28 protein-coding genes and 1 tRNA gene are annotated in these 25,932 nt (G+C 37.0%); 16 read left to right on the top strand and 13 right to left on the bottom strand.

What is annotated here, in order from left to right; translation table 11 throughout:
* Positions 1–18 precede the first annotated feature (18 nt).
* Together MHB65_RS19785 and MHB65_RS19780 are read left to right on the top strand one after the other, a co-directional pair.
* Positions 19–195 (top strand): hypothetical protein, encoded by a 177-nt coding sequence (locus MHB65_RS19785; RefSeq protein ID WP_342441454.1) that lies wholly within the window; start codon positions 19–21, stop codon positions 193–195.
* Between the two features lie 143 nt (positions 196–338).
* Positions 339–938 (top strand): hypothetical protein, encoded by a 600-nt coding sequence (locus tag MHB65_RS19780; RefSeq protein WP_342441453.1) that lies wholly within the window; start codon positions 339–341, stop codon positions 936–938.
* A gap of 102 nt (positions 939–1,040) precedes the next feature.
* Here MHB65_RS19780 and MHB65_RS19775 read toward each other — a convergent pair whose 3' ends face one another.
* Positions 1,041–1,586, bottom strand: a complete 546-nt coding sequence (locus tag MHB65_RS19775) for a DinB family protein (RefSeq protein ID WP_342441452.1) — start codon at positions 1,584–1,586, stop codon at positions 1,041–1,043.
* A gap of 108 nt (positions 1,587–1,694) precedes the next feature.
* Here MHB65_RS19775 and MHB65_RS19770 point away from each other — a divergent pair, with 108 nt between their 5' ends.
* Positions 1,695–2,192 (top strand): GNAT family N-acetyltransferase, encoded by a 498-nt coding sequence (locus MHB65_RS19770; RefSeq protein WP_342441451.1) that lies wholly within the window; start codon positions 1,695–1,697, stop codon positions 2,190–2,192.
* A 51-nt stretch (positions 2,193–2,243) separates the two neighbouring features.
* On the opposite strand, the gene MHB65_RS19765 is transcribed toward MHB65_RS19770, so the two are convergent.
* The 7 genes from MHB65_RS19765 to MHB65_RS19735 form a co-directional block, all read right to left on the bottom strand.
* Positions 2,244–2,489, bottom strand: coding sequence for a hypothetical protein (locus MHB65_RS19765; RefSeq protein ID WP_342441450.1), 246 nt, complete (start codon positions 2,487–2,489; stop codon positions 2,244–2,246).
* Between the two features lie 665 nt (positions 2,490–3,154).
* The gene (locus MHB65_RS19760) at positions 3,155–4,078 is read right to left on the bottom strand and encodes a S8 family peptidase (RefSeq protein WP_342441449.1); all 924 of its coding nucleotides are present in this window, start codon (positions 4,076–4,078) and stop codon (positions 3,155–3,157) included.
* 510 nt (positions 4,079–4,588) lie between these two features.
* Positions 4,589–5,269: a hypothetical protein gene (locus MHB65_RS19755; RefSeq protein WP_016993734.1), complete on the bottom strand. Its 681-nt coding sequence runs from the start codon at positions 5,267–5,269 to the stop codon at positions 4,589–4,591.
* Positions 5,270–5,871: 602 nt separating this feature from the next.
* Positions 5,872–6,123: a hypothetical protein gene (locus tag MHB65_RS19750; protein WP_016993735.1), complete on the bottom strand. Its 252-nt coding sequence runs from the start codon at positions 6,121–6,123 to the stop codon at positions 5,872–5,874.
* Between the two features lie 423 nt (positions 6,124–6,546).
* Positions 6,547–6,735, bottom strand: a complete 189-nt coding sequence (locus tag MHB65_RS19745; protein WP_342441448.1) for a hypothetical protein — start codon at positions 6,733–6,735, stop codon at positions 6,547–6,549.
* Positions 6,736–6,740: 5 nt separating this feature from the next.
* The gene (locus MHB65_RS19740; RefSeq protein ID WP_016993736.1) at positions 6,741–6,914 is read right to left on the bottom strand and encodes a YvrJ family protein; all 174 of its coding nucleotides are present in this window, start codon (positions 6,912–6,914) and stop codon (positions 6,741–6,743) included.
* 41 nt (positions 6,915–6,955) lie between these two features.
* Positions 6,956–7,026: transfer RNA gene (locus tag MHB65_RS19735), tRNA-Cys, on the bottom strand.
* 133 nt (positions 7,027–7,159) lie between these two features.
* On the opposite strand from MHB65_RS19735, the gene MHB65_RS19730 reads away from it, so the two are divergent.
* From MHB65_RS19730 to MHB65_RS19720, 3 genes are all read left to right on the top strand, one after another.
* A complete protein-coding gene (locus tag MHB65_RS19730) occupies positions 7,160–7,402 on the top strand; it encodes a glutaredoxin family protein (protein WP_342441447.1) in 243 nt (80 codons plus the stop codon).
* 143 nt (positions 7,403–7,545) lie between these two features.
* A complete protein-coding gene (locus tag MHB65_RS19725; protein WP_342441446.1) occupies positions 7,546–8,136 on the top strand; it encodes a sigma-70 family RNA polymerase sigma factor in 591 nt (196 codons plus the stop codon).
* A 3-nt stretch (positions 8,137–8,139) separates the two neighbouring features.
* Positions 8,140–8,340, top strand: a complete 201-nt coding sequence (locus MHB65_RS19720; RefSeq protein ID WP_205445336.1) for a hypothetical protein — start codon at positions 8,140–8,142, stop codon at positions 8,338–8,340.
* Positions 8,341–8,536: 196 nt separating this feature from the next.
* Here MHB65_RS19720 and MHB65_RS19715 read toward each other — a convergent pair whose 3' ends face one another.
* The 3 genes from MHB65_RS19715 to MHB65_RS19705 form a co-directional block, all read right to left on the bottom strand.
* The gene (locus MHB65_RS19715; RefSeq protein ID WP_342441445.1) at positions 8,537–9,436 is read right to left on the bottom strand and encodes a 3-hydroxyacyl-CoA dehydrogenase; all 900 of its coding nucleotides are present in this window, start codon (positions 9,434–9,436) and stop codon (positions 8,537–8,539) included.
* A gap of 222 nt (positions 9,437–9,658) precedes the next feature.
* Positions 9,659–10,555, bottom strand: a complete 897-nt coding sequence (locus tag MHB65_RS19710; RefSeq protein WP_342441444.1) for a copper oxidase — start codon at positions 10,553–10,555, stop codon at positions 9,659–9,661.
* A gap of 232 nt (positions 10,556–10,787) precedes the next feature.
* On the bottom strand, positions 10,788–11,474 hold the full coding sequence (locus MHB65_RS19705; RefSeq protein ID WP_243456400.1) for a zinc transporter family protein: 687 nt from the start codon (positions 11,472–11,474) through the stop codon (positions 10,788–10,790).
* A gap of 418 nt (positions 11,475–11,892) precedes the next feature.
* On the opposite strand from MHB65_RS19705, the gene MHB65_RS19700 reads away from it, so the two are divergent.
* Together MHB65_RS19700 and MHB65_RS19695 are read left to right on the top strand one after the other, a co-directional pair.
* Entirely contained in the window at positions 11,893–13,581 is a 1,689-nt protein-coding gene (locus tag MHB65_RS19700) for an FAD-dependent oxidoreductase (RefSeq protein ID WP_342441443.1), read from the top strand.
* Between the two features lie 131 nt (positions 13,582–13,712).
* On the top strand, positions 13,713–15,326 hold the full coding sequence (locus MHB65_RS19695; RefSeq protein WP_342441442.1) for a GNAT family N-acetyltransferase: 1,614 nt from the start codon (positions 13,713–13,715) through the stop codon (positions 15,324–15,326).
* 40 nt (positions 15,327–15,366) lie between these two features.
* Here MHB65_RS19695 and MHB65_RS19690 read toward each other — a convergent pair whose 3' ends face one another.
* Entirely contained in the window at positions 15,367–15,984 is a 618-nt protein-coding gene (locus tag MHB65_RS19690) for a 3-ketosteroid-delta-1-dehydrogenase (RefSeq protein ID WP_342441441.1), read from the bottom strand.
* Between the two features lie 225 nt (positions 15,985–16,209).
* Here MHB65_RS19690 and MHB65_RS19685 point away from each other — a divergent pair, with 225 nt between their 5' ends.
* The 7 genes from MHB65_RS19685 (at position 16,210) to MHB65_RS19655 (ending at position 23,646) form a co-directional block, all read left to right on the top strand.
* A complete protein-coding gene (locus MHB65_RS19685; RefSeq protein WP_243456399.1) occupies positions 16,210–17,811 on the top strand; it encodes a Na/Pi symporter in 1,602 nt (533 codons plus the stop codon).
* Positions 17,812–17,879: 68 nt separating this feature from the next.
* Positions 17,880–18,329, top strand: coding sequence for an SACOL1771 family peroxiredoxin (locus MHB65_RS19680; protein WP_342441440.1), 450 nt, complete (start codon positions 17,880–17,882; stop codon positions 18,327–18,329).
* A gap of 141 nt (positions 18,330–18,470) precedes the next feature.
* On the top strand, positions 18,471–19,106 hold the full coding sequence (locus tag MHB65_RS19675) for a sugar transferase (RefSeq protein WP_342441439.1): 636 nt from the start codon (positions 18,471–18,473) through the stop codon (positions 19,104–19,106).
* A 10-nt stretch (positions 19,107–19,116) separates the two neighbouring features.
* Positions 19,117–20,247, top strand: coding sequence for a glycosyltransferase family 4 protein (locus tag MHB65_RS19670; RefSeq protein ID WP_342441438.1), 1,131 nt, complete (start codon positions 19,117–19,119; stop codon positions 20,245–20,247).
* A gap of 1 nt (position 20,248) precedes the next feature.
* Complete coding sequence (locus MHB65_RS19665; protein WP_342441437.1) at positions 20,249–21,922, top strand: GNAT family N-acetyltransferase; 1,674 nt, start codon at positions 20,249–20,251, stop codon at positions 21,920–21,922.
* Positions 21,903–22,649 (top strand): hypothetical protein, encoded by a 747-nt coding sequence (locus MHB65_RS19660; protein WP_342441436.1) that lies wholly within the window; start codon positions 21,903–21,905, stop codon positions 22,647–22,649. The genes MHB65_RS19665 and MHB65_RS19660 overlap by 20 nt, the downstream gene beginning before the upstream one ends.
* A 4-nt stretch (positions 22,650–22,653) precedes the next feature.
* A complete protein-coding gene (locus MHB65_RS19655; RefSeq protein WP_342441435.1) occupies positions 22,654–23,646 on the top strand; it encodes a polysaccharide deacetylase family protein in 993 nt (330 codons plus the stop codon).
* Positions 23,647–23,736: 90 nt separating this feature from the next.
* Here MHB65_RS19655 and MHB65_RS19650 read toward each other — a convergent pair whose 3' ends face one another.
* Positions 23,737–24,630 carry a hypothetical protein gene (locus MHB65_RS19650; protein ID WP_342441434.1) on the bottom strand — a complete coding sequence of 298 codons (894 nt, stop codon included), beginning with the start codon at positions 24,628–24,630 and terminating at the stop codon, positions 23,737–23,739.
* A 270-nt stretch (positions 24,631–24,900) separates the two neighbouring features.
* Here MHB65_RS19650 and MHB65_RS19645 point away from each other — a divergent pair, with 270 nt between their 5' ends.
* Positions 24,901–25,887 (top strand): agmatinase family protein, encoded by a 987-nt coding sequence (locus MHB65_RS19645; RefSeq protein ID WP_342441433.1) that lies wholly within the window; start codon positions 24,901–24,903, stop codon positions 25,885–25,887.
* Positions 25,888–25,932: the final 45 nt, after the last annotated feature.

The raw sequence follows: 25,932 nt of genomic DNA, 5'->3' as shown, positions 1-25,932 counted from the left end.
CCTATCAGGGGGAAATCTATGGGAATGATAGTTGAAAATAAACGTAATCTATATGCAATAGGGGTAATAAGTTTACTATTGTCAGCCATTTTAACGTCTATTAGCCAAGTGTACTACTCGAACCGTGTACAAGCGGTGCATCCATTTCTTTTCACAGGCATTAGTTTTTTCTCACGACTGTCTTCTTTCAATTAATCACAAGTAAGCAAAAGGTAGAGCCTTGCTGGAAAGAGGCACGATCATCGTTATGGAAGTTAAACGGTGCTTCAATATTAGCCTTTATGGGGTTTTACTTTGCATTAAAATATATTGAACCTGCGATAGTGAGCTCTCTTGAAATGGGACTAGGCCCATTATTTGCATTGCTACTTGCAATACAGCAGAAAAAACGAGTGATAAATGCACAGTGGGGTATTGCAATTGGCATATTTGCAGCTAGTTTATTACTAATTGGTGCTATTTTTACAGGGAAATCGGCTGTACAAACATGGGACCAATCAAGTATTTTAGGAGTCGGGGCAAGCATATTGTGTGGACTTGGTGCTGTATTATGTACAGTCTATTCTAAGCAGCTGAGTCAATTAGGATGGACAAGCTCAATGATTTTAGCAAAAAGATTTTATGGTATCATTTTGCTATCATTTATCGCTACATATGATGTCATGTTTACTTATTTACTTGAAAACATTGGCTGGATTTTACTGATGACAGTCATCGGCGTTTTGATTCCAATGTATTTATTACAGAAGGGTATTCAATATTGTGAAGTATTTCTAGTCATGATGTCACTGTGCTTTATTCCTGTATGTACCTTCTTTTTTCAGCTTTTTGATACAAGGTTACAATGGTCAAATATTACGTTAATGGGCGTCTTATTACTGTTATTGTTTGGAATTTTAAGTGTTGTTGTAGAGCAAAGAGATCGTAGCGTTTCCTAATGAAATTTTTCCATGACAAAGTTACTATACGGAAAAATCCAGAGCCAGTTTTGATGGACATAAAATCAAATTGGCTCTATTTGACTTCATTAATTGTACCTTTCAATATAATTTTAACCCTTTCATAATATTAAAATGATGTCTCTCATGAATAGCCAACAACTGAATAGCTTGAATTAGATTAGGATAATGCGCAATGGGGTCTGGAAAGATAATGTGTCCGGCAACATCCTCGTCTATATCTTTTACTAATTTTTGCAAAGCAAGTGTCTCGTTGATAAGTAATTGCTCGATATCATAACTATTTAAGGCAAAGCGTATTTTCTTAGATGGAACTAAAATACCTGGTGCTCGCATTCCTTGTCCTTTTTTAGATTGATATTCTTCATAAATATCATGTATTTCAGTAGCGAAGGGCTTGTTTCTTCGCATTTTGGCAAAAGGTGTGAGGAAGAAAGAATATTTGGTTGCTGTATGTAACATTTTGAGAATCAAATAGAGGTGATAAAAGTGTTCACCGATGGACCATTTTCCTTCATGTCCTTGCTGCCATAGTTCCTCCTGTGGAAGCATATGTATAGCTGGTAGATAGTGTGCTCGTTGCTCCTCTAAGGTAAGAAAATGTTTCGCCATACTAGTAGATTTCATAGATTTTCAGCTCCTTTATTTCCATTTTAAGGATTGTTATAGGAAAAGTACATCAAATGCTAATCGTTATGGCCGATAAATAGGAAAAGTACGATGGGAGGGAAAGGCATGGAAATTAGACAATTAACAGCAGCAGATGCTGAGGTATATAGAGATTTAAGATTAGAGGGATTGCAAACAAATCCAGAAGCTTTTGGCTCTAGCTTCGAGGAAGAAAAGAATTTGTCGCTTGAGTCGTTTGCAAGTAGGCTCGAAGGACAAGGAACATTTACATTTGGGGCATTTGACCAGGAGGATTTACTCGGTGTGACGACATTGGTGCAAGCAAATAAAGTGAAGCTTAAGCATAAAGCGAGCATTTTTGCCGTTTATGTTTCTCCAAAAAAGCGAGGGTTGGGCATAGGAAAACAACTAATGGTAGAGGTCATCAATCAAGCAAAGACACTAGTAGACATCGAGCAAATTAATTTAACAGTTGTATCTTCCAATGAATCAGCAAAAGGATTATACACATCGTTAGGCTTTCACGTTTTTGGAACAGAGCGAAACGCCTTAAAAATAGGACAGCAATATTTTGATGAGGATTATATGGTGCTGTATTTCTAAAAAGCCTTTGAAGTTTCTATCTTCAAAGGCTTCAATTTATTATGATAAGTATCAATGGAACAATGAAAATAAAGCAATGAAGAAAAGAATCCCTGTAATAACAAGAATAAGTAATGAGCTAACAATGCCCACTTCCTTTATAAGTAACCATATACTTAGCAAGATAATAATGACCGATAAAGGGAGTGCTAGCCAAAATCCAAGAATCCCCAAGTATTCAATCGTAATGGGGAATGAATGGTGAAAGTAATTGTAGGGAATATCTAGCATGAGAAAAATGGTCAAGATCAGTTCCATAAAATCCCCCCATCTACATATTTGTTCTTACATATATGGTATGCAGATAAACAGGTAAGTCACACGGCAGTACTTTTAAAAAGAGTGCTGCCGTCATTTTAGATCAAAGCTCTTACAAATAAATACCTCAGTGCCTGTTGCCTCAAGAGTCTCAGGACATACTACAGCGGTGGCTGGTATTCGTGCATTCTGCGGACTACAAGCATTATTCTATAGGTCTGAAGGTACGCTCAATAAAAATATATAAATATAAACACATAGATAAGAGTAATATGCCTAAGCTTATAACAAATAAACCCATTCCTGACCAACTACCAATGATCAACGACAGAAGAATAATAATTCCGAAGAAAACAAGCGTTAACTTTGTAGCTTTTCTTTTATCTTTTTTAATAAGCATACTTAATCCAAATACTAACATATTAGCGAAAAAGCCTATTCCTATTGGAAGTAGAATATCCATCTCCCTATTCAAATCCTTTCAATAAATAAGTTTTTGCTAAATACCTAAGGTTTCAAATATCAACAGCTCTTACTGTTTATTATACTAAAAGTGGTAATGAGTAGTACAATGAACTAAAAACAAGAAAAATACTCCTCTTAAAAGGAAATTGTTGATGTTTACCTTTTAAAGGGAGTAATTAAATTGCCATTGTTACCACAAATTATTTCAACTGAATAAAACCATTCCCTACCTGATTAATGGAGAAATGATCCAATGAAAGAGCATGAGTTAACAAGTAGTCAAATACATACATTGGAATCAAATGGGGTTCACAATGTTTGATTATTTTTATGATAAGTGCAGCCGCACCGGCAACAAACGGAGCTGCCATAGAGGTTCCAGTCAATTCTACATAATCACTGTTTAAATGCGTTGATAATATATTTTCACCAGGCCCTACAAAATCTAAGTTAACATTCGTATTAGAAAATTTTGAAGGCGTGTCTGTTTCAGATATAGAGCCGACTTGAATTACTTCCTTGTAAAAACCAGGGTATGATATTTCGATAGTTGCGCTTTCTCCATCGCCCTCATTTCCCGCTGCTGCAACTAATACTATACCTTTTGAACGGGCATATTTTATGGCTTTATGCAATTCTTCATTTGGTTCTGGGCTGCCAAGTGACATATTAATAATGTTTACTTTTTCTCCATTAGGTCCAGTCCAATTAACTGCATACATAATCGCCTTAATTAAGTTCCCAAAGCTACCTCGTCCCTTATGATTAATTACTTTTAAAATGAGAAGTTTACTTTTAGGTGCTACACCTGTGCTCCCGCTCCCATTATCAATGGCTGCAATAATTCCAGCTACATGTGTACCATGCCCGAGATAGTCTTGATAAATAATAGGGTCTCCTTCATCATCATCTGTGAAATTATAGCCATCAATAATATTGTCCTTTAAACTCGGGTGGTCAACCTGAACACCACTATCTAATACAGCAATAACAGATCCTGAACCTTGATCTGTTTCTTGCCACAATTCCCTTGCTCGAATCTTATCTAAATTATCAGGAACTGCATTTAGAACTTTAAACAACTTGACCACTTTTACCCGCTCTAAAATGATTTCATATTTCATTTTGTCATCTCCTTTTAAATAATAAAGTGTTAGAAGGAAGATGATAATAAATAAAAAGGAGAAATTCGCTCAATATTAAACAAAAATCTACCCCTGAAATGTTAGTAAAAGTCTAACATTTTCGGAGGTAGATTAAATTTAATATTTCTCTTATAAAATTGAGTATTCTGTTACTATTATTAAGCAATATTAAAGAATAAATCTTTAGCTTTTTGGACCAATTTTCCCACCTTTTACTAACCAATTCCAATACCTTTCGAAAAACTTCGACTTTGTTTGAAATGCATAAGGTAGTCCAATAAACAACCAAAAAAGAGAAGCATACACCAATAAAAATATAAGTAATCCTATCCATATACCTTTTATCTGAAAACTAATAAAAATGCTAGAAAACATAATAAGTAAATGTATTATAATTATTCTCTTATAGGCTAACAAGAATCTCCCCTCCTATTTTAATTATAACATTATTGGTGGGGAGATATTAACTTTATAACTTGTTATTTCTATTTAGCAAAACCCTAATGATTTACAACCTGGTCCACATGTGATCTTATTTTCGCTAAGGCACACTAATCCAAAAACAGCTGCACAAATAAATGGACACGCTACAGTACCGATTGGAGCACAAGCTACCATACAAGCTGCTGTACCAGCTAAGGTACATCCTAAACCTTGGATAGTGTCACAAACAGTAGTACAGATAGTACAATTTGACCACATTAGATTAAGTTCATTATTTTGTGTAGAAGAACGTAATTCATTGACATCATATAATGGGTTTGTGTGCCATTCATAATCGAAATACTCTCCATTAATCTTAATAGTTACAATTGGGAATAAATTTACTCCAACAGATTGTGTAACTTCGATAACACTTGAATGACCATGGAAATGCGAAACAGCTTTAAATTCTGCGTTTTCGACAGTAAAAGTAATTACTGTCTGAAGTTCTTCCATAACTAAAGTAAGAACTTGTACAGGGGTAGTTCCTTTAGTAAATTCTCCGCCTAATGATTGTGTTATTAAAGCTCGAAGATCAGTATACTTAGCTTTAATAGCAGGGTAATGATTTAGTGAGTTGTTGATAAGCGTCTGCACACTTTCATTTGCCAATGCTTTTTCAACTAAATTGTTAACCTCATTTTTCGATAACTCTTTAATTCCTGATTTAGTTTGTTTTTCAGTCATTGTTTTCTCTCCCTTTTAAAGTATTTGAAGCAACATTTAGTATGATGTGCTTCATTACTATGTAAAGTGAAATACAACTGGAGATTTAAACTGCATTTTTAAATTTTTTTCAGGAAATATAAATTAAACCTATAAAACGAAATTATATGCTTTTGAATGGTTTGTTACGTTATGAATAAGGAGGCTAATAGCTCGAATCTATGGAATTTGATAAAACGATTAAAGTAGTACATTTAGAATATAGGTAATATGCATTATAATTAATAGTTATTTTAATTAAATAGAATAGAATGATTAAGAGAGAAATAAAAAGTACAATTTTTTCTTTATATTGTTCTGAAAAATAATTTAGGACCTATTCGCGCATTTATTTTTAACCAATACTAAAACATCTCAAAAACTACGCCTTTTTGGCAATTATAATGAAGGCTCATAAGCACCAAATACAAAAAAGCAAGACCCGAGAATCCAATTATATACTTTTCATCTATTTAGCCTAAAAAATACTATGGATTATTATAAGAAGATATAGTATAGCTATTCTTTGTAGACTATCATAAAATTCCTATCATTCTGACTTTTAAAGATAAACTTTGCTTCTTTTAAGGTTTATTAAATCCATAAAAAGCCATTAGATAAATCCCGATAAACACTACTAATATAAACGAATTAAGGACAACTAAAATCATACGAGTGGGTCCCTTTATCCCTAAAATAGCAAATATTAGTCCTGAAATTCCTAAAATAAATGGAATTGTTATGCCAATTCCCAGAATATATTGAGGAGCCAATCCAATAAGAAATGTTAAAAACAAGAAAATTATTGATAAATACGTAAAAATTTTTCTTTGCAAATAGCACCGCCCCTTTGTATGTAAATGAAGGTTTGACTTTATTACAATTATACCACACGTGTTATTTACAGTTTTCATCACATCGAATAAACCATTCCTTGCCTGAAATCAACTTTGCCTTTTTTTATTTATAATAGTCAATACTTAAAGATTATGAAAAAACCTTATTATCACCATTACATAATAATATAAAAGTTGCTCCATAAATGTTGATTTCTTGTTATTCTACTGTATAAAAAGTGGTATGGGATGCGGTAGTAGAATTACTTTTAATTATCCTCAATTCCATTGTGCTAATAATATTTCTAATAGAAACGTTTGGATTTAAAGAAGCTTAAATCACTTATTAAAAATTAAAACCCATCAAATAAAATTAGGTAGTTCTTAACCTAAATTATTTGATGGGTTTATTTTGTTAATAGATCATGTTTCATTAGCATGAATCTGACAATATTCCCTCAATAAATTAGAAGAAATACTGGTATTTTGTATAAGATTTATTAGTAAATCGCGTTCCTTTGGGGACAGACTGTCACTCGCTAAACAATTTGTATAAAATGATTGAACTTCTCTTGCTTTACAGTAACAGGCCATTAATTTTTCAATTTCCATGTGGATTACCCTCCTTTCTTGTAATTAAGAGATTTTATAACTTCAGATAACTCCATGATGACAGCTTCTAATTTATCTATTTTCCTTTCAAAGCGAATGAACAGATAGACTGTTATGGCAATAGGGAATCCAAAATTTCCTATTAGGCTAATCCAAATTGGAACATTTTCTGGTGTCATAATGTAAATCACCCTCCCTCTTACTCCAAATTAGTAATATAAGGTGATACACGGATTCGAACCGAGGATCCAGGTTTTGCAGACCCTTGCCTTACCGCTTGGCTATATCACCAAAATTGTAACTGTACTATGTAAAGAGGATTCTTCTGTAATAAAAACAACCTGCCTATAAAAAAAATATTATTTTGTCATGGTTTCATTTCTTATGTTTTAATCCTCTTTATAGAAAAAAGGAGGTCTCTAAGATGAAGTATGATATAACGGTATATTCAAGCGATGGATGTCAATATTGTATTAGGTTGAAGGAGTGGTTAGAGGAAAATAATATTACTTATAATAATAAGGATATTACTGAAGAGCACGTATTAATGGAGTTTAAGCAATTTAATAGTAGCGCTATCCCATTTACTTTATTAGTCGCTGATAATAAAGTAGAGAGAATTATTGGTTATCAGCCAGAAAAAATAAAAGCTATATTAGAAATTTAACTAAGTTGGATTAAATCACCTTTTTTGTATAAAAGGTGATTTTTTTTATCTTTCTAAGAACACTTGTTCTTATTTTGGTTTATAATATAGATACAACATTCACTTTATATAGAAAGAAGGCGGATAATAGGAGGGATTATTAAATGAAGAATGATAAACAAAAAATAGAGGAATTTTTCTATAGAAATAATGAGCAGGTTAACAATCCAATTATTAAAAGCTTTTTGTCGGATTCCCAAAATCTTTATTTGGTGCAAAAAGCGATCTTATATCCAACTGATTTGAATAAGAAACTCGTTGATGAATCTTTTCAATCGCACTATATAAATGTTAGGAAGATCAAATATGTAAGTAATTTAATTTATTTCTTTAGTTTAGATTTTGATAAAAAAAGAAGAAGGCTGCAAAATCGGTCTTTATTAATATTAGATAAGGGATTATCAGAGGAGGGGGAGACGACCCTAAAAGAGCTAATAGAAGATACACGCAATGAAAATGGTCTAGATCATTTAATTGGTGGAGGATTATTGGACAATATAGAAGATGTACAGCTCTTAAAGTCCTTGCAAAAACTAACGGTAAAACAGCTTCAAATTTTAGAGATGATTTATGTAAAAGAGCTTTCTATAAAAGAGATAGCTCAACTATTACAAACAACTCCCCAGAATATATCCAATCATCATAGAAAGGCTTTAAATAAACTCAATCATTCACTCGGAAAAAAGGAGGAATAAATTATGGGAAATTTAGAAAATCAACATACTGAAGAGACGCTAACAATAATCGAGAATTTCATCCCAAAAATTAAACATTGTTTACACAATACAGACTATCATGAAAGGGAAGACCTAGAACAAGAAATTAAATTAAAAATTATAGAAAAGCTTGCAACAGTAAAATTTCAAGACGCGCCTAGTTTTTGGGACTTTTTCTTGTGAAAGCTACCAGGCGATTTTCTATTCTGGTGTTCGAGAAGTCACCAGATTACATATACTGTTGTTGCCAGAGTTCATTCCTACATGCATGATGGAATAACTTACGCGGTTTATCTGAAGATAGGATTGTCACTACGAACATTGGGAAAGTAAAAAAAGATGCACATAGTAAAAAGTACTATGTACATCTTTTTATCGATTAAGCTTTTAGAAAATCTGGTTTAGCAAAGCTTGGGTTTGGATATGTGTAGAAGCCTTCACCTGTTGCACGACCAAGTTTACCTTTGTCGATGTACTCTGTTTTTAAGAGGTTAGCTAATTTTTTCATGTTTTCATCGCCAGTGGCAGTTGCTTTCGCTTCCACAATATTATAGGCAGTGTTAATGCCAACGATGTCTAGAATAGCAAATGGTCCAAGTGGAGCGCCTGTACCAATCATCCATGTTTTATCGATTGTTTCTGGATCAGCCACTTCTTTTACAAGTAAGGATTCAGCTGCATCTAAAAACGGCACTAGCAATGAGTTTAAAATATAGCCAGGTTGCTCTTTATGCAATGGTAGTGGTACCATGCCGATGGCGCGTGCAAATTCAACAACTTCATCAAATACTTTCATATCTGTACCAGGGTGTTTCATAATTTCAGCAGTATTGTTTTTCCAAATCGTATTAGCAAAGTGAAGAGCTAAAAATTTCTCAGGACGGCCAGTTGCTTCAGCAAATTGGCTTGGTAATAAAGTAGACGAGTTTGTTGCAAAAATTGTTTTTGCTGGTGCTACTTTTCCAAGATTCGTGTAAAAATCTGTTTTGATGCTCACAACTTCAGGAATTGCTTCTATAACAAGATCAGCATTGGCAACGGCTTGAGCCAAGTCACTATTAAATGAAAGACGTGCATAGGCTGCATCCACTTCTTCTTGAGTTGCACCTAAGTCTTGTTGATAAAATGGTTTTAATTTTGTAATACGATCCTGCGCATTTTTTAACGCCTCGTCGTTAATGTCGTAAACGGTTACATTAAAACCTTTGAAAGCAGATTGATAAGCAATTTGACTCCCTAATACACCACTACCTGCAACTGTAATGTTTTGATAATTCATCGAAATTCCTCCTTTAGAATTGTTACATTAATATAATAGTGTGGATATGTAGATAATCCTTCGTTACAATTCCATACTACTTCTACCTTTGAATAAAAATCAAATGAAAGCCTCTGATATTATATAAATATAAAGTTTTTTGCGCGAAATTCCTTTTCAAGTATGTACCCACTATTAAAGAAATATAACGTAAAAAAGAACAGCTTTTAAGCTGCCCTCATTTTAGAGGTAATTCACCGTGGTAAACATGCCCCCAATACCGGGCGCGCCGTTATTTGTTACGTGATGTGGCATATGACAATGGATGGGCCAGATACCAGGATTATTAGCTGTAAAGCATATATCCCAAGTTTCACCAGAGGCCACAAGAATGGTGTTCTTGGCAATTTGCTTGTGACTAGCGATAGGAAAACCGTCTGCCCCAACAACATGAAATTGGTGACCATGTAAATGGATGGGGTGGTGATGCATTTGAATATTGCCAAAACGAATGTTTACAGTATCACCGAAATGTACGGCTAATGGTTTTGTAAAAGGATAGCATTTGCCATTGATCGTAAAGAAATTAAATTCTGGTTTGATAAAATTTAACGGATACGTACCTTTTGTAAGCTTTCCCCAAGGCAATTGGTCGATGGCCCATTCTTGTAAGAGGCATAGATAATCCCTATGCTGATGAATATTTTGTAAGTTTGGATCTTCAACGATCAATCCACCTAATAGACCAGCGTTATCTTGCACAGCAACATTTACATGGGAATGATACATATACGTTCCTGGAGGATTTTTAATCGTAAAATGATAATCGAAATAATGCCCAGGTTCAATAAAGGGTGACGGTTCAATTGGGGGGACACCGTCCATTGTGTTCGGGACGATTAAGCCATGCCAATGCACACTGGTTTTTTCAGGCAGTCGATTAATGACACGAATACATACACGATCACCAGGGTAAACACGAATGGTTGGTCCAGGAGTGGAACCATTGTAGCCCCAAGCCTGAATGAATATCCCATCGACAAGCTCCCATGTTATTTCTTCCGCAATTAAAGTGAAAAACTTCGAACCATCTACCTGCATACGATAAGGCAAATCTTTTATACCAGGGGTGATAACCATTTTGAAACCTCCTGTAAGCTTGATTTCCATTAATGTATGTCTATAGTGATGGGATTTAGGACCATATTCGACTTTATATCTAATTAAATATGTAATGTGGCTTGTCGTTTGTTCATCTGCTCAACTAGCTCCAAATTCAAGAATAGAAGTAGGATTCTCACGCTTGCTTTAATGCCAGTAATTGAAGAATAAAATAACAAAGGGGTGTCTCAAGTGCAGAGACATCCCTTTGTTATTCAACAAGTATATGGAAAATATAGCTTAGAAAATAACCTAAAAAGAGATACATAAAAAATGCTTTAAATGAGACTTTTTGTAGCTGATGTAAAATGAATTCAGAAATACTAGCTGTAGCAATCAATCCTATCGAAATGCCCATTAAGATCCCTTGTGCTTTGTCTGGTAAAGCCCAATATTGACCAAACCAGATGAAAATACTAAAGAATATAGAAAAGATAAAGAAATAAATGAAAAGTCTCCATAGCCTTTCGCCCTGAGAGATGAGTGCGGTAGATAGAGCAAAGCCCTCTGGGACATGGTGAAGAATAATGGAGGCAGTGAGAGAAATACTTAATGCAGCATTTCCAAGTAAATTTCCGACAGTGAGACTAATGGGTATTGTATGGATAATCATAGCAAGGGTTAATAGAGAGACCGAGGGATTTTGTGTATGAGAAGCATGAAATAAGGTGTCTAGTAGTTGAAAGATGAAATAGCCAATAAAAATACCCAGTATAATACCGAATGGTTGATAGATTTGAAATGAGGATGGGATGATATCTAGCACAAGTAAGCCTACTAAAAAACCCCCACATAATAATGATAATCCTTGTGTTGTATGCTGAAATAGCTTAGAGAAAATCCAGGCAATCGCGCCCCCAATGCTCACACTGAAAAATAGAAAACCGCCAAGTATCATTGCACTCACCTATAAAATTCCTCCGCCCTATCATCAACTTAATGTCTTTTTCAAAATATATGCTAAGTAGAAATGAATATGCTTGCAGTCGATTTGGCAGCGTAAAAACATGATGTGCATACTGCGTTAGACAAGGAAAGAATAGAGTCAGAATCTATGCTAGTTGTAATGATACTTTACAGAGGGAGATGATGATATGAAGGCTGTATCATATCAGGGAATTGCAAGTAAAGCTTATTTAGTGAAGTGGAAGATAACTGTATAAAGGTGATTCTAAAACCTTAAAGGGAGCGATTATGCTCTTTTTTTGTGGAAATATAGGGAACGGTATAAATTGACTGAATATTGGTTTAATTCTATACTTTTTAATAGAAAGGCCAGATTCATCGATTTAGCTCATATAGGGAGGAATAGTTGAATGAAATGGGATGCAAGTTATGATGTAGTGGTAGTAGGCTCTGGTGCAGCGGGATTGACAGCAGGTTTAACAGCAAAGTTACAAGGAATGAAATCATTAGTGATTGAAAAAACAGATCGCTATGGTGGTGCTTCTGCTATTTCAGGCGGTGCCTTATGGATTCCTAATAATCATGTCATTAAAGGTGCAGGTGTCCCAGATACACATGAACTTGCACGCCAATATCTAGATTCAACAATCGGTGATCGTGTGCCAGAAGCGTTAAAGGAAGCTTATATTACGAGAGGACCTGAAATGTTACGCTTTTTATACAATAAAACAAAGCATATGCGGTTCCAGTATGCAAAAGGCTACTCGGATTATTATCCAGAAAAAACAGGTGGCTTGTCACAAGGACGCTCCATTGAACCACTTATTTTCGATTTAACGAAAATGGGTTCTTTAGCAAATTCTATGCGTCGAGCAACTCTATCAACAAAAGGCTTCACGATGAATAGCTACGAGTTTCATAAGGTGAACATGATTACTCGGACGTTAAAAGGAAAAACAACTGCCCTGAAATTAGGGGCGCGTTTAGTAAAGTCAAAGGTGACTAAGAGTGACCCAGTCGCATTAGGAGAAGCTTTAGTTGCTCGTTTACGACTCTCTCTTGCAGAAGCAAATGGTGAGCTTTGGCTATCAACTGCCTTTAAAGATTTCATTATGGACAAGGAGCGAGTGAATGGAATTATTGTGGAACGAGATGGACAAGAGCTGAAAATTGAGGCAAAGAAAGGTGTTGTTCTTTCTTCAGGTGGTTTTTCACATAATCAGACACTCCGAGAAAAGTATTTACCAAGTCCAACGAAAGCTGCATGGACTTCTTCACCAGAAGGGCAAACAGGTGACATCATTGAACCTGGCGTAAAAATTGGTGCTACGTTGGATTTAATGGATAAAGTGTGGGGAGCACCTTCTGTTATTGATCCACAAGGACATCCATTCTTCCTTGTGGCAGATCGCGGTGTACCCAATATGATGGTGGTGGATAGTACAGGACAGCGTTTTGTCAATGAAGCGGCACCATATCATGAATTTGTGGATACGATGTATAAGCATCAAGAGGCAACCAAACAGGCGGTTCCTTCCTGGATACTGATTGATGCCTCTGCTAAAAGCCGTTATATTTTTACAGGACTGTTCCCTGGACAAGCCTTCCCAAAAAGTTGGTTTGAGCATGGAGTCGCAAAAAGTGCGGAAACGATTGAAGAGCTTGCTAGTCAAATGGATGTGCCAGCGGAGAGTCTAGTAGCGACGGTGAATCGTTTTAATGACTTTGCGAGGAACGGACATGATGATGATTTTTATCGAGGAGATAGTGCCTATGATAATTACTATGGGGACCCGACACTGCCAAATCCAAATTTAGCAGAAATCAAGAAAGCGCCATTCTATGCATTGCGTCTTTATCCTGGAGATATTGGCACAAAAGGAGGTCTCGTAGTGGACGAATATGCTCGGGTGATAAAGGAGAATGGTCAACCCATTGAAGGATTGTATGCTTCAGGCAATTGTTCAGCGTCTATCATGGGAGAAACGTATCCTGGCCCAGGCGCAACCATTGGACCTGGTATGACATTAAGCTATGTAGCGACAGCACATATGGCCAATGCAGTGACAAAAGGTGAGGTATCACTTGTAAACGTATAAATGAGATATAACCCTTCCTTTCTAATGAGGAGGGGTTTTTATGTTGGTGTAATGTTCTAATACTTTCTTGCTAGGAATATAGTGGCTACTAAATGTATGGATGATAACGGAAAAAGGAGCGATTTAGTACATTGCTAGCTTATAAACTCATCACGACTATCGAAGAGTTAGAGCCCTATAGAAGTACTTGGTCAGGGATACTTGAAAAAGAGCACAATAATAATCCTTTTATTGAGTACGAATGGATTTCAACTTGGTGGGCAACGCTTGGGGTTCAGGAAAATGTAGAGATTTACATAGTGGAACATCAGGGTGTGGCAGTGGCTTTTTTTCCGTTAGTGCATTGTATACGATTTGGTACAATCCATTATTTTAGCTTTTTAGGACAAGGTTTTGCGACCTATATGGAAGTGATCGCTGATAAGGAGTGGCTAGAACATTCCATTACGTTTCTATTGAAGGAGTTTTCGCGAAAATATAAGCGTTATTTAATCGTGTTACATGGTTTAGTAGAAAGTAAGAAAACCTCTCAAGAATTAGAGAAGTATGCGATCGAATATCAGATGCCCCATTCGATTTTTCGGACTGTCACATCCTATATCGATTTTCAATCCATTACAATAGATACATTTCTACAGAAGCATCGCAAGAAATTCAAAAGCCTTAAACGTCGTGAAAACAAATTAAAGTCACTTGGTCATGTCGTCTTTCAGGAAGTAAATACCAATTATCTGCAAGACATGTTTACGTTGTTCACAAGAAGATGGCAAAAGAAAATTGATAAAAGTGGCTTTACAGAAAAGCAAACACGTCTATTTTATGAGCGGCTAGCTAAAACCAACAGCAAGGTGCTTCGGGTAGAAGTCGATAGCTTACAATTTGAAAGGCAGTGGATTGCTTTTACAATTGACCTATGCTGTAGAGAGCGTAATTTTTGCCAGGCAATGGGCCATGAGCCTGATTTTAACCTATTTGGCCCAGGGCGCCTTATTGAAAAGGAAAACATGCTAAAAGCACATCAATCTGGCTATCGTTATTATGACTTAGGCAGTGGCTATGAGCCATATAAGTTTGAATGGTATACACATATTGATTTCACTAGAAAATTTGTCATGAGTACAAAAGGAGTTAAAGAGCGTAATATTCGATTATGGATGGTCATACGTGATCGGCTAAAAGGGTTATTAACGAATAATCATCAGCTAGTGAAACTGAAGCGAGACAGATTAGGAGAACTGCGTTATTTTTTGAAGCATGCAAATACAAAAGATTGGCTAAGAGCTGTTACGAAAATGTTTCAACGAATACTATCGGTTCATATTTTAGACGTTTATATTGCAGAGCAAAAACAAGATAGCGAAAAAGTGAGATTTCAAGAATTACCAATGAAGGATATCATGACGATGAAAGAGCGAGCGAACAATGTTGCAGACCTCTATAAGGGGTATCGACTCTTTGCAGATGGCGATCAAGTCATATACAAGAGACACGATAAAACGGCAACGGAAGAAACGGTTGACTATTCTTATGAGCTGTCAGATAATATATCGTTTATAAAAGAATATGACAGCCAGCGACTAGTTGAGATTGTTACTGAAGTGCAGCGTGAAGGGAGGGCAGTTTGTACAATAGCCCCATGGTATGATAGAAGCAGACGGCGAAAGCTCGTACAGGCAGGTTTCCATAAAGTAGCCAAAATCAACATAATAAAGATTTTCAAATGGCAAAAAATATATCATGTCTAAACAACAACACCCTCAGCTTTTTTTCGCTGAGGGTGTTCCATTAAAAATGGATACCAGGTTTATCGATTAGCTTACAGCCTGTACCATACTTAGCTTTTAAGGCACCTTTGAAAAGAGTATGCTCCAGCTCTGGGAATGTCTGTTTCCAAAGTTCAAAAACATTATGGCTAGATGCTTTGCCGTCCTTTGTTAGTCGTGCAATATGGAAGCCATATTCATCATTACAACGAGCCAATGGGCGGTTTTCGCGTACCGTAATAATTCGACCACTCATCGTCATTTCATATAATCCTTCATAGCCAACAATCGCACGGCTTTCTTCTTGACCTTCAACTAAAGGTTTTTCTTCGATTGGCGCTACTTTTTCTTCTGTCATGTCTTCCTGTTCAGAAGATTGAGTTTCTTCAGCACTGTTTCTTGCTGGTAGTTGTTCAACAATCACGAAATCTTTCTTGGAAGCTTTATCGCTCATTGTCGCCATAACGTTCATGATAGAGCCTACATAACGTAATGGTTTCTCTCTTTCTTCTTCAAAAACAAAAATATTATATTCGGTTTTATTTATCTTTTTCATAATAATATTGCCTGTTGTAATAGTAAAACCGATGAACTTGTTCTTTTTAAGTGCCTGTATTGCTTCTTGCTTTGTTAAAATCATTTTGAAAATCTCCTAAAGAATTATTTATTCTATTCTACCATAAAAATTATCACATTGTTTTTCGTAAAATAATGGTTGATTTTGTACAATGCAGGGAAATATCCCTATTTTCTCAAATTTAATAATGGTACTATTAAGAATGTTTGAGGAATAAAACTCCTTTAAAAAGGGAGTCGCTCATAAATAGATACAATTTTAGTAGGGAGTGTTGATAGGTTGATCAATGTGCTTGGGGGCATCGGTTTATTTTTACTTGGAATGACGATGCTAACGAACGGTTTAAAGGAATTGGCAGGGGATGCCTTAAAAAAATGGCTCAATCGTTTTACAGGTGGAACCATTAGCTCGGTCTTATCGGGTACATTCATGACAATGATTGTACAATCCTCCACGGCCACAACCCTGATTACGATTGGTTTTGTCAGTGCGGGACTCCTCACGTTTGTCCAATCGATTGGTGTCATTATTGGTGCCAATATCGGGAGTACAAGTACTGGCTGGATTATTTCATTAATCGGCTTCAAGATAAATATGCAGACAATGTCACTGCCTTTTATTGCACTTGGTGTATTTGTACAATTGCTCGCACCACGAGATTACAAAGCAATTGGCGGGCTAGTTACTGGTTTTGGTTTATTATTTTTAGGCATTGATGTTCTTCAGGGAGGAATGGCTGCTGTACAAGATAAAATCCCATTCGATGCATTTAGTGCAAATACTATTAGTGGAAAACTAATTTTAATTGTTTTGGGTCTTATCATGACCGTTATTATGCAGGCTTCTAGTGCTGCAATAGCAGCCACTTTAACAGCCTTATATGCAGGTGCCATTGATTTTGAACAGGCTGCTTATTTAGTCATTGGTCAAAATATTGGGACGACTGCTACAGCATTATTTGCAGCGATTGGTGCATCAACAGCTGCTAAGCGAACAGCTGTGACCCATGTAATGTTCAATGTAGTCACTGCTATACTAGTGACATTCGGTGCAACGTTTATGTTTGCTCTTACAGAACTCGTCACAAAATCCATCAATGGTAGCTTTGATGAAACACTGGGCATTGCTGTTTTCCATACATTATTTAGTGTGATTGGCGCGATACTTTTTGTACCATTTGTCCGTCCTTTTGCAAAGGCCATTGAAAAAATGATTCCTGAAAAAGGCAATCATTTAACACGTAATTTAGATAGTAGTGTTGCCAAATTACCTGGGGTTGCTGTGGAGGTATCCTTTAATACATTACAAGATATTACCAAGGAAATGACGACTGTACTTGTTTCTCTTATTCAAGGGAAAAAACGCACAGCTGAAACAGACAGTAGATTGGCTCAAATGGATGAGGCGATTGAAAAAACACGTTTATTTATGGATGCTATCCAATCTTCCTCACAAAAGGAACGTTATAAGCATATAGCCCTTTTACATGCTTTAGACCACCTCTATCGTTTGTCAAAGGCATTACGCGAACAACATCCTAATGCCTTTCAGTTACAGGAGACATTAACTCAAAAGTGGCTAGAGGTATTGGAAAAAGTACTACTAATCATCGATGAGGATGAACGCCTACCTGAGATAGCAACCTTGCTTGAGGTTACTTCCTCTGAAATGGCGGCCGTGCGACGTGATAAACGAAACGCATATTTTGAGCATACTGTTGAAAATGTGGTAGAGTTAGAGACAGCCGTATCGAAAGTGGAGGCTTTGCTGTGGATTGATCGTCTTGTCTATCACTATTGGCGTACAACGGCTCGCCTTGCTGAGTACCAGACTGTGACCAAAAAAGGTCGCCATAATGAGACAGAAAAAAATACAGTAACAGTTGAATAAAAGGAATGCTCGCCTTACGTTTGTAAGCGAGCATTTTTCTTAGCTACACAAATAAAGGAGGATCTAGAATGGTTCAGCATAAATTCACAATGGACTTAACTTGGTCTGAGGGAAGAAATGGTACAGGAAACATTAAAGCAAGTAATCTGCAAACACAAATTTCTATTCCTCGGGAAATGAATGGGCCTGGCATTGGTACAAATCCAGATGAAATGCTTTTAGGTGCAGCCGCAACTTGTTATTTAATTACATTAGCTGCTCTACTCGAAAGGTCAGAAATAGATGTGGTGGAATTATCTATGCAGGCACACGGATTTGTCAGTGTAGAAAATGGCGTTTTTACGTATGAAAAAATTTTGCATAAGCCGATTATTACTGTGCAAGAGCTAACAGTACAACTTGAAAAAAGAATGATACGCTTAGCACAAAAGGCGGAACAAACTTGTATGATTAGTAAAGCATTAAAAGGAAATGTTGTGATTGAATGTGATGTTCAAATTTTGGAAGCAAGCATATAATAAGACAACAGGAGTTATTCAGCAAGTGTCGCTGATATAACTCTTTTTTTCATAAAATAAGCACTTTTTCTAAAATAGTTCTAGAAATGTTCAAAATGAATATATAGAGTTAAGTGCTAAAAAAATGCAAAGGATGATGTATTGCACGTTCAGACAGCCCAGAATCTCACATTCTATGGTCAGTACGGCAAAAGAATATTTGATATTGTTGGGGCATTATGTTTACTTTTTATGACGATTCCTCTAATGCTAGCAGTATTCCTCATTTTACTCATAACAACAGGTCGCCCCATTTTCTTCAAACAAATACGAACTGGCCATGATCATCACCGCTTTGTGATTTGGAAGCTACGAACAATGTGTATCCAGGCAGTTCCGGTAAATATGCCTTCTCTTTGTGCCAACGGTATCCCTGATGATTATTATTTTAAAACAGAGCAAGATACACGCATCACAAAAGTAGGCGCTATCCTTCGAAAGCTCAGTATTGATGAAATTCCACAACTTTTAAATGTGTTAAAGGGTGATATGAGCATTGTAGGTCCACGTCCTGAGGTACCAACGATCACGAATGCATATAATTCCTTACAGGCTCGGCGTTTGGAGGTAAAGCCAGGCTTAACAGGTCTAGCTCAAATTAACGGTAGGTCGAATATTTCACATGGACAAAAAATATCATATGACATTGAATACGTTGACCATTATTCCTTTTGGTTGGATGTCCAAATTTTGTTGAAGACAATTTATGTTGTAGTTGCACGTACAGGTGCTTACTAAAAAATAAGGAGTGGCCATACTGAAAATCGTTCAGCTTATTACACGAATGGATAAAGTTGGAGGTGCGCAAAAGCACGTGGAGGCACTTGCTATCCATTTAAAACAGGATGGGCATGATGTCACAGTAGTGACGGGCTCCTATCAACCATCACTATGGCACTTACAAGAGCATAAAATTCCTGTTATCAGTATACCTGCTCTTCAACGGGCTATTCATATAGCGAAAGATTTTCAAACATTTTGGCAATTAAGAGCCGTTTTCAAACGTCTACAACCAGACGTTATAGCCACCCATTCATCCAAGGCTGGTGTGATTGGTCGAGTGGTTGGTAGTTTATTACAAATTCCAACTATTTTTACGGCACACAGTTGGAGCTTTACAGAAGGTGTTCCTCAAAAGAAAAAGCTGTTCTATCATCGGATGGAAAAATCAATTCAGCCATTCACGACAAAAATTATTACGGTGTCTGAATATGATCGGGAACTGGCACTACTGAAGAAGGTTGCTCCTGCTCATAAATTGCTGACTATTCATAATGGCATTGAACCGATAGAGAGAAATGAAACAACTGAAAAGATATGCATGGAGCAGCCAGTCATTGTCATGGTTGCTCGTTTTGAAGTGCCTAAAAGACAGGATATTTTACTAAAGACTTTAGCGGAACTGACGGATATCCCTTGGCACCTTCAATTGATTGGGGATGGTTCTCTGAGACCGGCTCTAGAAAATATCGTTGAACAGTATGGCTTAACAGATCGTGTAACATTTTTAGGCAATCAATTAGACGTTCATTCTTATCTTGAGAAAAGCCACTTGTTTGTTCTGTTATCAGATTGGGAAGGCTTGCCGATTTCGATTATTGAAGCGATGCGTGTAGGTCTTCCTATTATTGCAACCAATGTAGGTGGTGTGAAAGAGCTCATTGTTGATCATGACAATGGATTTTTAGTGGAGCGAGAGGATAACGAATTATTGAAGAAGAGACTGCATCAACTTTTAATGGATACCACTTTAAGAGAGCAAATGGGGACTGCAAGTGAACACCGTTATTTACAGTATTTCACCTTTATCCCTATGTATCAAAAAACATTAACGGTTTATCAACAGGCTGTTTCAGAACTAGTGAAGAAAGGGGATTAAATTGCAATTAATTCGCATTAGAACTGATGATGAGCTTATGTGGTACAAGGAAATTTGGGATGCCATTTTAGAAGAAGAGGACAATGATAATCCATTTATAGAATTTGCTTGGTTTTATAATTGGTGGCAAATTGTAGGACGGAAAGAGCGTGTAGAGCTTTATGCCATTGAACATGAGGGGACGATTATGGCTTTTTTCCCCTTTACAGTGTCAATTCGGTGGGGGATTAGAGTGTATGCTTTTGCAGGAGAAAACATCGCCAATTATACAGGGATTGTGACTAAAAAGGAATGGTTACAGCAAGTAACAACCTTTGTATTCGATGAGCTTATTAAAAAGCATCGGCATATTATTTTTTCCTTGCATGGTTTATTAGAAAGTAAACAGTCTACTAAGACCCTAGAGCAATACTTTGTAGAAAGACAATTACGTACAAGTATTTTCCGTGTTGTGACACCTTATCTCGCTTTTTCAGAAATAGATTTTCAGCACCATTTCAATCAACGCCGCAAAATGCATGGCGTTGATCGACGGGAACGAAAACTAAGAAATTTAGGCTCCTTAGCAAGACGTGTGCCTTCACAAGACGAGCTTTGGCAAATGTTTCGGTTATTTGATCGACGATGGGCAAAAAAGCTGGATACAAGTGGCTTTACAAAGGGCAAGAAAAGAGATTTTTTTGAGCGTTTAACGATGCTTAAAGGTGAGGCATTACAGGTGGAGGTCGATGCACTTGTCTTTGAAAACCAGTGGATTGCTTTCACCTATGGACTTTGCTGTCGAGGCCGCTATGTAACGTATGCACTTGCACATGAACCAACATTTAATTTATTTGGTGCTGGACGGATAGTCAATCAGGAAACCATTCAGCGAACGTTTGCTGCTAACTATCGCTTATTTGATATGAGCATAGGCTACGAACCATATAAATTTGACTGGCGCTCGGACATTGATTTTACAAGACAGATGCTTGCTAGCAGCGGTACGAAACGTACAAATCTACTGGCAGGTTTTTTATCGTTAAAGCAACGACTCAAGGAATATGTGAAAGGGAACCAAAGAGTCGTAGAGTGGAAGCGTAACACACTAGGTCATTTACGTTATTTAGTAAAGTATGGAAAGGTAAAAGATTGGCTAGAATATGGACAACAATTCGTAGAAAAATTTATTCGTTTGAAACAAGTGGAGCTGTATGAATTATCCCCATCAGAGGACATATCACCACAGCAGCCTGTCGGAAACTTATTTGAAAAAATGTCGATTCAGGAAGCGATGCAGCTTGATCAGGAAGAAATCATGGCCCTCTTTTATAAGGGCTATACAATCTATAAAGACTCCTTTGCGGAAACGAATAAGCCAGCGTTTGCATTACATGCCACAAATTGGCGTGTAGATTCAATGCAAATTGTAGAAGCCTTACCAAAGCAAACCTATTTTTTAGCCTATGATGTTTTCAAGCAAATCGATATTATTACAGCTTTCTTCCGAAAAATAAATCCATCACAAACACTGTGGGTAACGGTAAGTTTTTGGCAATGGCGCAAGCGGAAGCGCTTAGTACAGCTAGGCTATAAACCTATTTCTCGAATGAAACATTATAAAATCGCTCGTTTTGAGCGACACCGTGTAGAAAAATATACAGAGAGTGGGGGCGATGTACATTCTGTCCATTAAAAGTAAGCGATGGAATATCGCAATGCATCATTTTTATTTTCTCGAAAAGCCAGCCAATGTTCGAAAGTCTATGAAAGTTGTAGGCTATACGCATTCACTAGTACCTAGTCGCAAGCTTGTGAAAAGCGAAACGATTCACATTGATTTGCAAGAACACGAGCTTTCATTGTATTTAGCGCTTTCTGAAGGAAATCGCAAAATCCTACGACGTGCCCAAAAGGAATTTTATCAAGTCATTTTATATAAAGAGCCATCCATAGAAAACTTGCGAGCCTTTCAGCAATTTTACAATCAATTTGCCAAAAGAAAAAAGATTGAAGCAATTGGTAAGTCGCAAATGGAAACCATCCTGCTCCTCAATGAGCAGGGCGCATTATTATTATCTGAGATCCAAAGTATTTGCGGACAAACACTGTGTTATCGACTAGATATTGTGCATGAAAAAAAAGCGATGTCCTTTTACGAGGCAACATGTCATGCATCCGCTATGCCTGCTCAATTAAAACGACCGATCCGTTATGCAAATCGTTTTTTAATTTGGCATAACCTGCTACACCTAAAGGAGCACGGTTTTGTTTTATATGATATGGGCGAGTTAACGGACAATCGAAATGTACGAGCCTTTAAATTGAGCTTTGGTGGCCAGGTTGTTCATGTTTACTCAGGCTACATTATCCAATCAAAAATACGTGCACTATTACTAGGTGTGCAAAAATGGAGGAAGTAGCAACATGAATGGTGGGGGTCTCGTTATTTCATTAGATTTTGAGCTGAATTGGGGTGTCCATGATGTATTTCGTTATGGACAATACAATAAAAACCTATATGGTGTACGTAAAGCCTTGCCCAGGATACTAGCGCTATTTGAGCAATATGATATCCATGCAACTTGGGCAACCGTCGGATTATTGTTTGCTGAATCAAAGGCAGAAATGGCTCATTATTTACGAGGTATCCCTGTGAAATATGAAAACATGCGCTTTGCAGCACATACACAGCTTGCAAAGGTGGGCGAAAATGAACAAGAGGACCTCCTGCATTTTGGTAAATCTTTAATTGAGGAAATTAAACGTACACCACATCAGGAAATAGGAAGTCATACATTTTCTCATTTTTATTGCTTGGAAAAGGGCCAAACAGAAGCTGCCTTTTGTTCAGATTTACACGCAACCAAAACAATCAGTGAAGGTTATACTACGCCTATGAAGTCCATTGTTTTTCCCCGTAATCAAGTAAACAAAGACTATTTAACAGCTTGTCTAGAAGCGGGCTATGTTTGCTATAGAGGTACAGAAAATCATGCATTATATGACGCTCAAAAGTTTACGAAAAAGGGAAGACTTTTAGGTGCAAAGAAGTGGCTAGATAGCTATTGGAATATAACTGGCCATCATATTGCCACACTGGAGGAAATGCAAGAGGAGCAACTGATTAATATTCGATCAAGTGCTTTTTTAAGGCCATATTGTAGTCCATTGCGTGCATTCGAAAGTTTAAAAGTAAAGCGAATAAAGGAAGGCATGCTCAAGGCTGCACAGGCACAAGCTTTTTATCATTTATGGTGGCACCCTCATAATTTTGGTAAGCATATTGAAAAAAATTTGGCGATGCTAGAAGAACTATTACGTTATTTTGAAGAATTGCGTAGCCAGTATGATTTTCAAAGCTATTCCATGTATGAGGTAGCAGAACTTTGCGAAAAACTTTCGAAACAGCAGAAGTAGTCAATTCGAGAGGTTCTAATAAAGAGGCGAAATGTTGAAATGGTGGAGTTTCCTGCTTGATAAAGGGTGATTTCTGGTCAAAGAGTTGAGCTAAGTGCTCGTAAAAGAGTAGAAGCTGCTCATAAAGAGTGTCGAAGTGATCACAGAAAGGTGGAAGCTGCTCATAAAGAGTGTTGGAGTGCTCACAGAAAGGTGGAAGCTGCTCATAAAGAGTGTTGAAGTGATCAAAGCAAGTTGAACCTCGCTCATAAAGAGTGTCGAAGTGATCACAGCAAGGTGGAAGCCGCTCATAAAGAGTGTTGAAGTGATCAAAGTAGGTTGAACTCTGCTCATAAAAGGTGTCAAAGTGATCACAGAAGGGTGGATCCCGCTCATAAAGAGTGTCAAAGTGATCAAAGCAAGGTGAACCCCGCCCATAAAGGGTGTCGAAGTGATCAAAGCAGGTTGAACCCCGCTCATAAAAGGTGTCAAAGTGATCAAAGCAAGGTGAATCCCGCTCAAAAAGGGTTTCAAAGTGATCACAGAAGCGAGGATGCCGCTCATAAATAGTGTTGAAGTGATCAAAGCAGGTAAAAACCCGCTCATAAAGAGTGTCGAAGTGATCAAAGCAGGTTGAATCCCGCTCATAAAGAGTGTCAAAGTAATCAAAGCAAGGTGAAACTCGCTCATAAAGAGTGTCAAAGTGATCAAAGCAAGGTGGATCCCGCTCATAAAGAGTGTTGAAGTGATCAAAGCAGGTTGGATCCCGCTCATAAAGAGTGTCGAAGTGATCAAAGCAGGTTGAATGCCGCTCATAAAGGGAGTCAAAGTGATCAAAGCAAGGTGAATGCCGCTCAAAAAGGGAGTCAAAGTGATCAAAGCAGGTTGAACCCCGCTCATAAAAGGTGTCAAAGTGATCAAAGCAGGTAAAAACCCGCTCAAAAAGGGAGTCAAAGTGATCAAAGCAGTTTGAACCCCGCTCATAAAGAGTGTCAAAGTGATCAAAGCAGGTTGAACACCACTCCAAAAGTGGAGAAATGCCACAATCTCCTAACAAAAGATATATGTAATTTCTGAGCAAACTGATTTCAAGTTTGCTTTTTTTGTTGGATCAAAAGAAAATTTCCAATAAAAGAGGAAAAAAGAAAAACTTTGACGAAAATCATTGTACGAATGGTACTATTACTATAGAGGAAATATGTTAGGACATTTATAGGAGAGCAACAATTGATTTAGGTCAATTTAACTTGAATGAAAAGAAGGTGGTAGATGAATATGTTTATACAGTCAGAATGCCAATGGAAGCAGGAAAATGGATCAGCGATGCATCAGTGGATAAAGCAGCAGACAAATCCGAATCCAAATGAGGTGGATATTGTTGTATATGGCGCCCTTTTATCGTATGCCAATGGTGCGTCGTCAAAAGCGCAATACCCAACAGCCTTTCGTAAGGCTTGGCCAGGTTTTCAATCGTATAATTTAGATGAGCAGGTGAATTTACGCGCGCTTTCGGTTGTGGATTTAGGGGACGTGGCGATTCTAGAACAAGATAGAATGCTTTCGGAGTCTGCCATCGAGGCTGCTGCGGAAAATTTAAGTATAGCTTTTCAAAGAAGCTTTACTTGTTTGATTGGTGGAGATCATACCATTACCGCGCACTCCATAAAAGGGATAAAAAACGCCTTCCCACAGGATCGCATTGGCATTATTCAGATTGATACGCATTTAGATGCAAGGAATCAAGAGGAGATTGGTTTAGCGCAAGATTCTCCAATTCATCAGTTAATTGCCGCAGGGGTTGTAGAGGGGAGACATGTCTATAATGTTGGCTTGCATGGATTTTTCAATTCACCAGAAATGATTCATTATGCTAAAGAACAAGGCATTCATATGATTACGTTAAAGCAAATGCGACGAGATGGTATTCAGCTCACAATACGTGAAATGCTGCGTCAGCTTATGTATGAAGTAGATCGCATTTATGTGTCAGTGGATTTAGATGCACTTGATATTGTATTTGCATGTGATGTTCCTGCAGCTTCACCTGGTGGTTTAACGGCTTATGAATTGTTTGATATCCTAAAGCTTATTGGTGAAAATGAGGGTGTTCGTCATATTGATTTTGTTTATGCTGATCCTAAAGAAGGGATACTGCGTCCAGAAACCGTTAAGATTGGTGTGACGGCATTTTTACAATGGTTAACTGGCATTCAACTAGATCATCGCAATCGTATCTCGAAAAAAGGGAAGGTTACGTTGTAGAGTAAGTGTATTTCCGAGTATTAACAATGCTGATTATTGAAAGTT

Source organism: Lysinibacillus sp. FSL K6-0075 (assembly GCF_038592945.1).
In the GTDB taxonomy this organism is placed as follows: Bacteria; Bacillota; Bacilli; order Bacillales_A; family Planococcaceae; genus Lysinibacillus; species Lysinibacillus fusiformis_F.
The sequence above is the reverse complement of the archived record's forward strand: the minus strand, read 5'-3'. Positions and strand labels throughout refer to the sequence as shown.

What these genes read in the sequence shown, in the direction of transcription:
- MHB65_RS19705 (WP_243456400.1), bottom strand. Translation starts at nt 11,474, where the DNA reads ATGATACTTGGCGGTTTTCTATTTTTCAGTGTGAGCATTGGGGGCGCG.
- MHB65_RS19775 (WP_342441452.1), bottom strand. Translation starts at nt 1,586, where the DNA reads ATGAAATCTACTAGTATGGCGAAACATTTTCTTACCTTAGAGGAGCAA.
- MHB65_RS19660 (WP_342441436.1), top strand. Translation starts at nt 21,903, where the DNA reads ATGTACATTCTGTCCATTAAAAGTAAGCGATGGAATATCGCAATGCAT.
- MHB65_RS19710 (WP_342441444.1), bottom strand. Translation starts at nt 10,555, where the DNA reads ATGGTTATCACCCCTGGTATAAAAGATTTGCCTTATCGTATGCAGGTA.
- MHB65_RS19770 (WP_342441451.1), top strand. Translation starts at nt 1,695, where the DNA reads ATGGAAATTAGACAATTAACAGCAGCAGATGCTGAGGTATATAGAGAT.
- MHB65_RS19740 (WP_016993736.1), bottom strand. Translation starts at nt 6,914, where the DNA reads ATGACACCAGAAAATGTTCCAATTTGGATTAGCCTAATAGGAAATTTT.
- MHB65_RS19765 (WP_342441450.1), bottom strand. Translation starts at nt 2,489, where the DNA reads ATGGAACTGATCTTGACCATTTTTCTCATGCTAGATATTCCCTACAAT.
- MHB65_RS19720 (WP_205445336.1), top strand. Translation starts at nt 8,140, where the DNA reads ATGGGAAATTTAGAAAATCAACATACTGAAGAGACGCTAACAATAATC.
- MHB65_RS19715 (WP_342441445.1), bottom strand. Translation starts at nt 9,436, where the DNA reads ATGAATTATCAAAACATTACAGTTGCAGGTAGTGGTGTATTAGGGAGT.
- MHB65_RS19725 (WP_342441446.1), top strand. Translation starts at nt 7,546, where the DNA reads ATGAAGAATGATAAACAAAAAATAGAGGAATTTTTCTATAGAAATAAT.
- MHB65_RS19730 (WP_342441447.1), top strand. Translation starts at nt 7,160, where the DNA reads ATGAAGTATGATATAACGGTATATTCAAGCGATGGATGTCAATATTGT.
- MHB65_RS19785 (WP_342441454.1), top strand. Translation starts at nt 19, where the DNA reads ATGGGAATGATAGTTGAAAATAAACGTAATCTATATGCAATAGGGGTA.
- MHB65_RS19655 (WP_342441435.1), top strand. Translation starts at nt 22,654, where the DNA reads ATGAATGGTGGGGGTCTCGTTATTTCATTAGATTTTGAGCTGAATTGG.
- MHB65_RS19760 (WP_342441449.1), bottom strand. Translation starts at nt 4,078, where the DNA reads ATGAAATATGAAATCATTTTAGAGCGGGTAAAAGTGGTCAAGTTGTTT.
- MHB65_RS19680 (WP_342441440.1), top strand. Translation starts at nt 17,880, where the DNA reads ATGGTTCAGCATAAATTCACAATGGACTTAACTTGGTCTGAGGGAAGA.
- MHB65_RS19755 (WP_016993734.1), bottom strand. Translation starts at nt 5,269, where the DNA reads ATGACTGAAAAACAAACTAAATCAGGAATTAAAGAGTTATCGAAAAAT.
- MHB65_RS19745 (WP_342441448.1), bottom strand. Translation starts at nt 6,735, where the DNA reads ATGGAAATTGAAAAATTAATGGCCTGTTACTGTAAAGCAAGAGAAGTT.
- MHB65_RS19780 (WP_342441453.1), top strand. Translation starts at nt 339, where the DNA reads ATGGGACTAGGCCCATTATTTGCATTGCTACTTGCAATACAGCAGAAA.
- MHB65_RS19645 (WP_342441433.1), top strand. Translation starts at nt 24,901, where the DNA reads ATGTTTATACAGTCAGAATGCCAATGGAAGCAGGAAAATGGATCAGCG.
- MHB65_RS19700 (WP_342441443.1), top strand. Translation starts at nt 11,893, where the DNA reads ATGAAATGGGATGCAAGTTATGATGTAGTGGTAGTAGGCTCTGGTGCA.
- MHB65_RS19690 (WP_342441441.1), bottom strand. Translation starts at nt 15,984, where the DNA reads ATGATTTTAACAAAGCAAGAAGCAATACAGGCACTTAAAAAGAACAAG.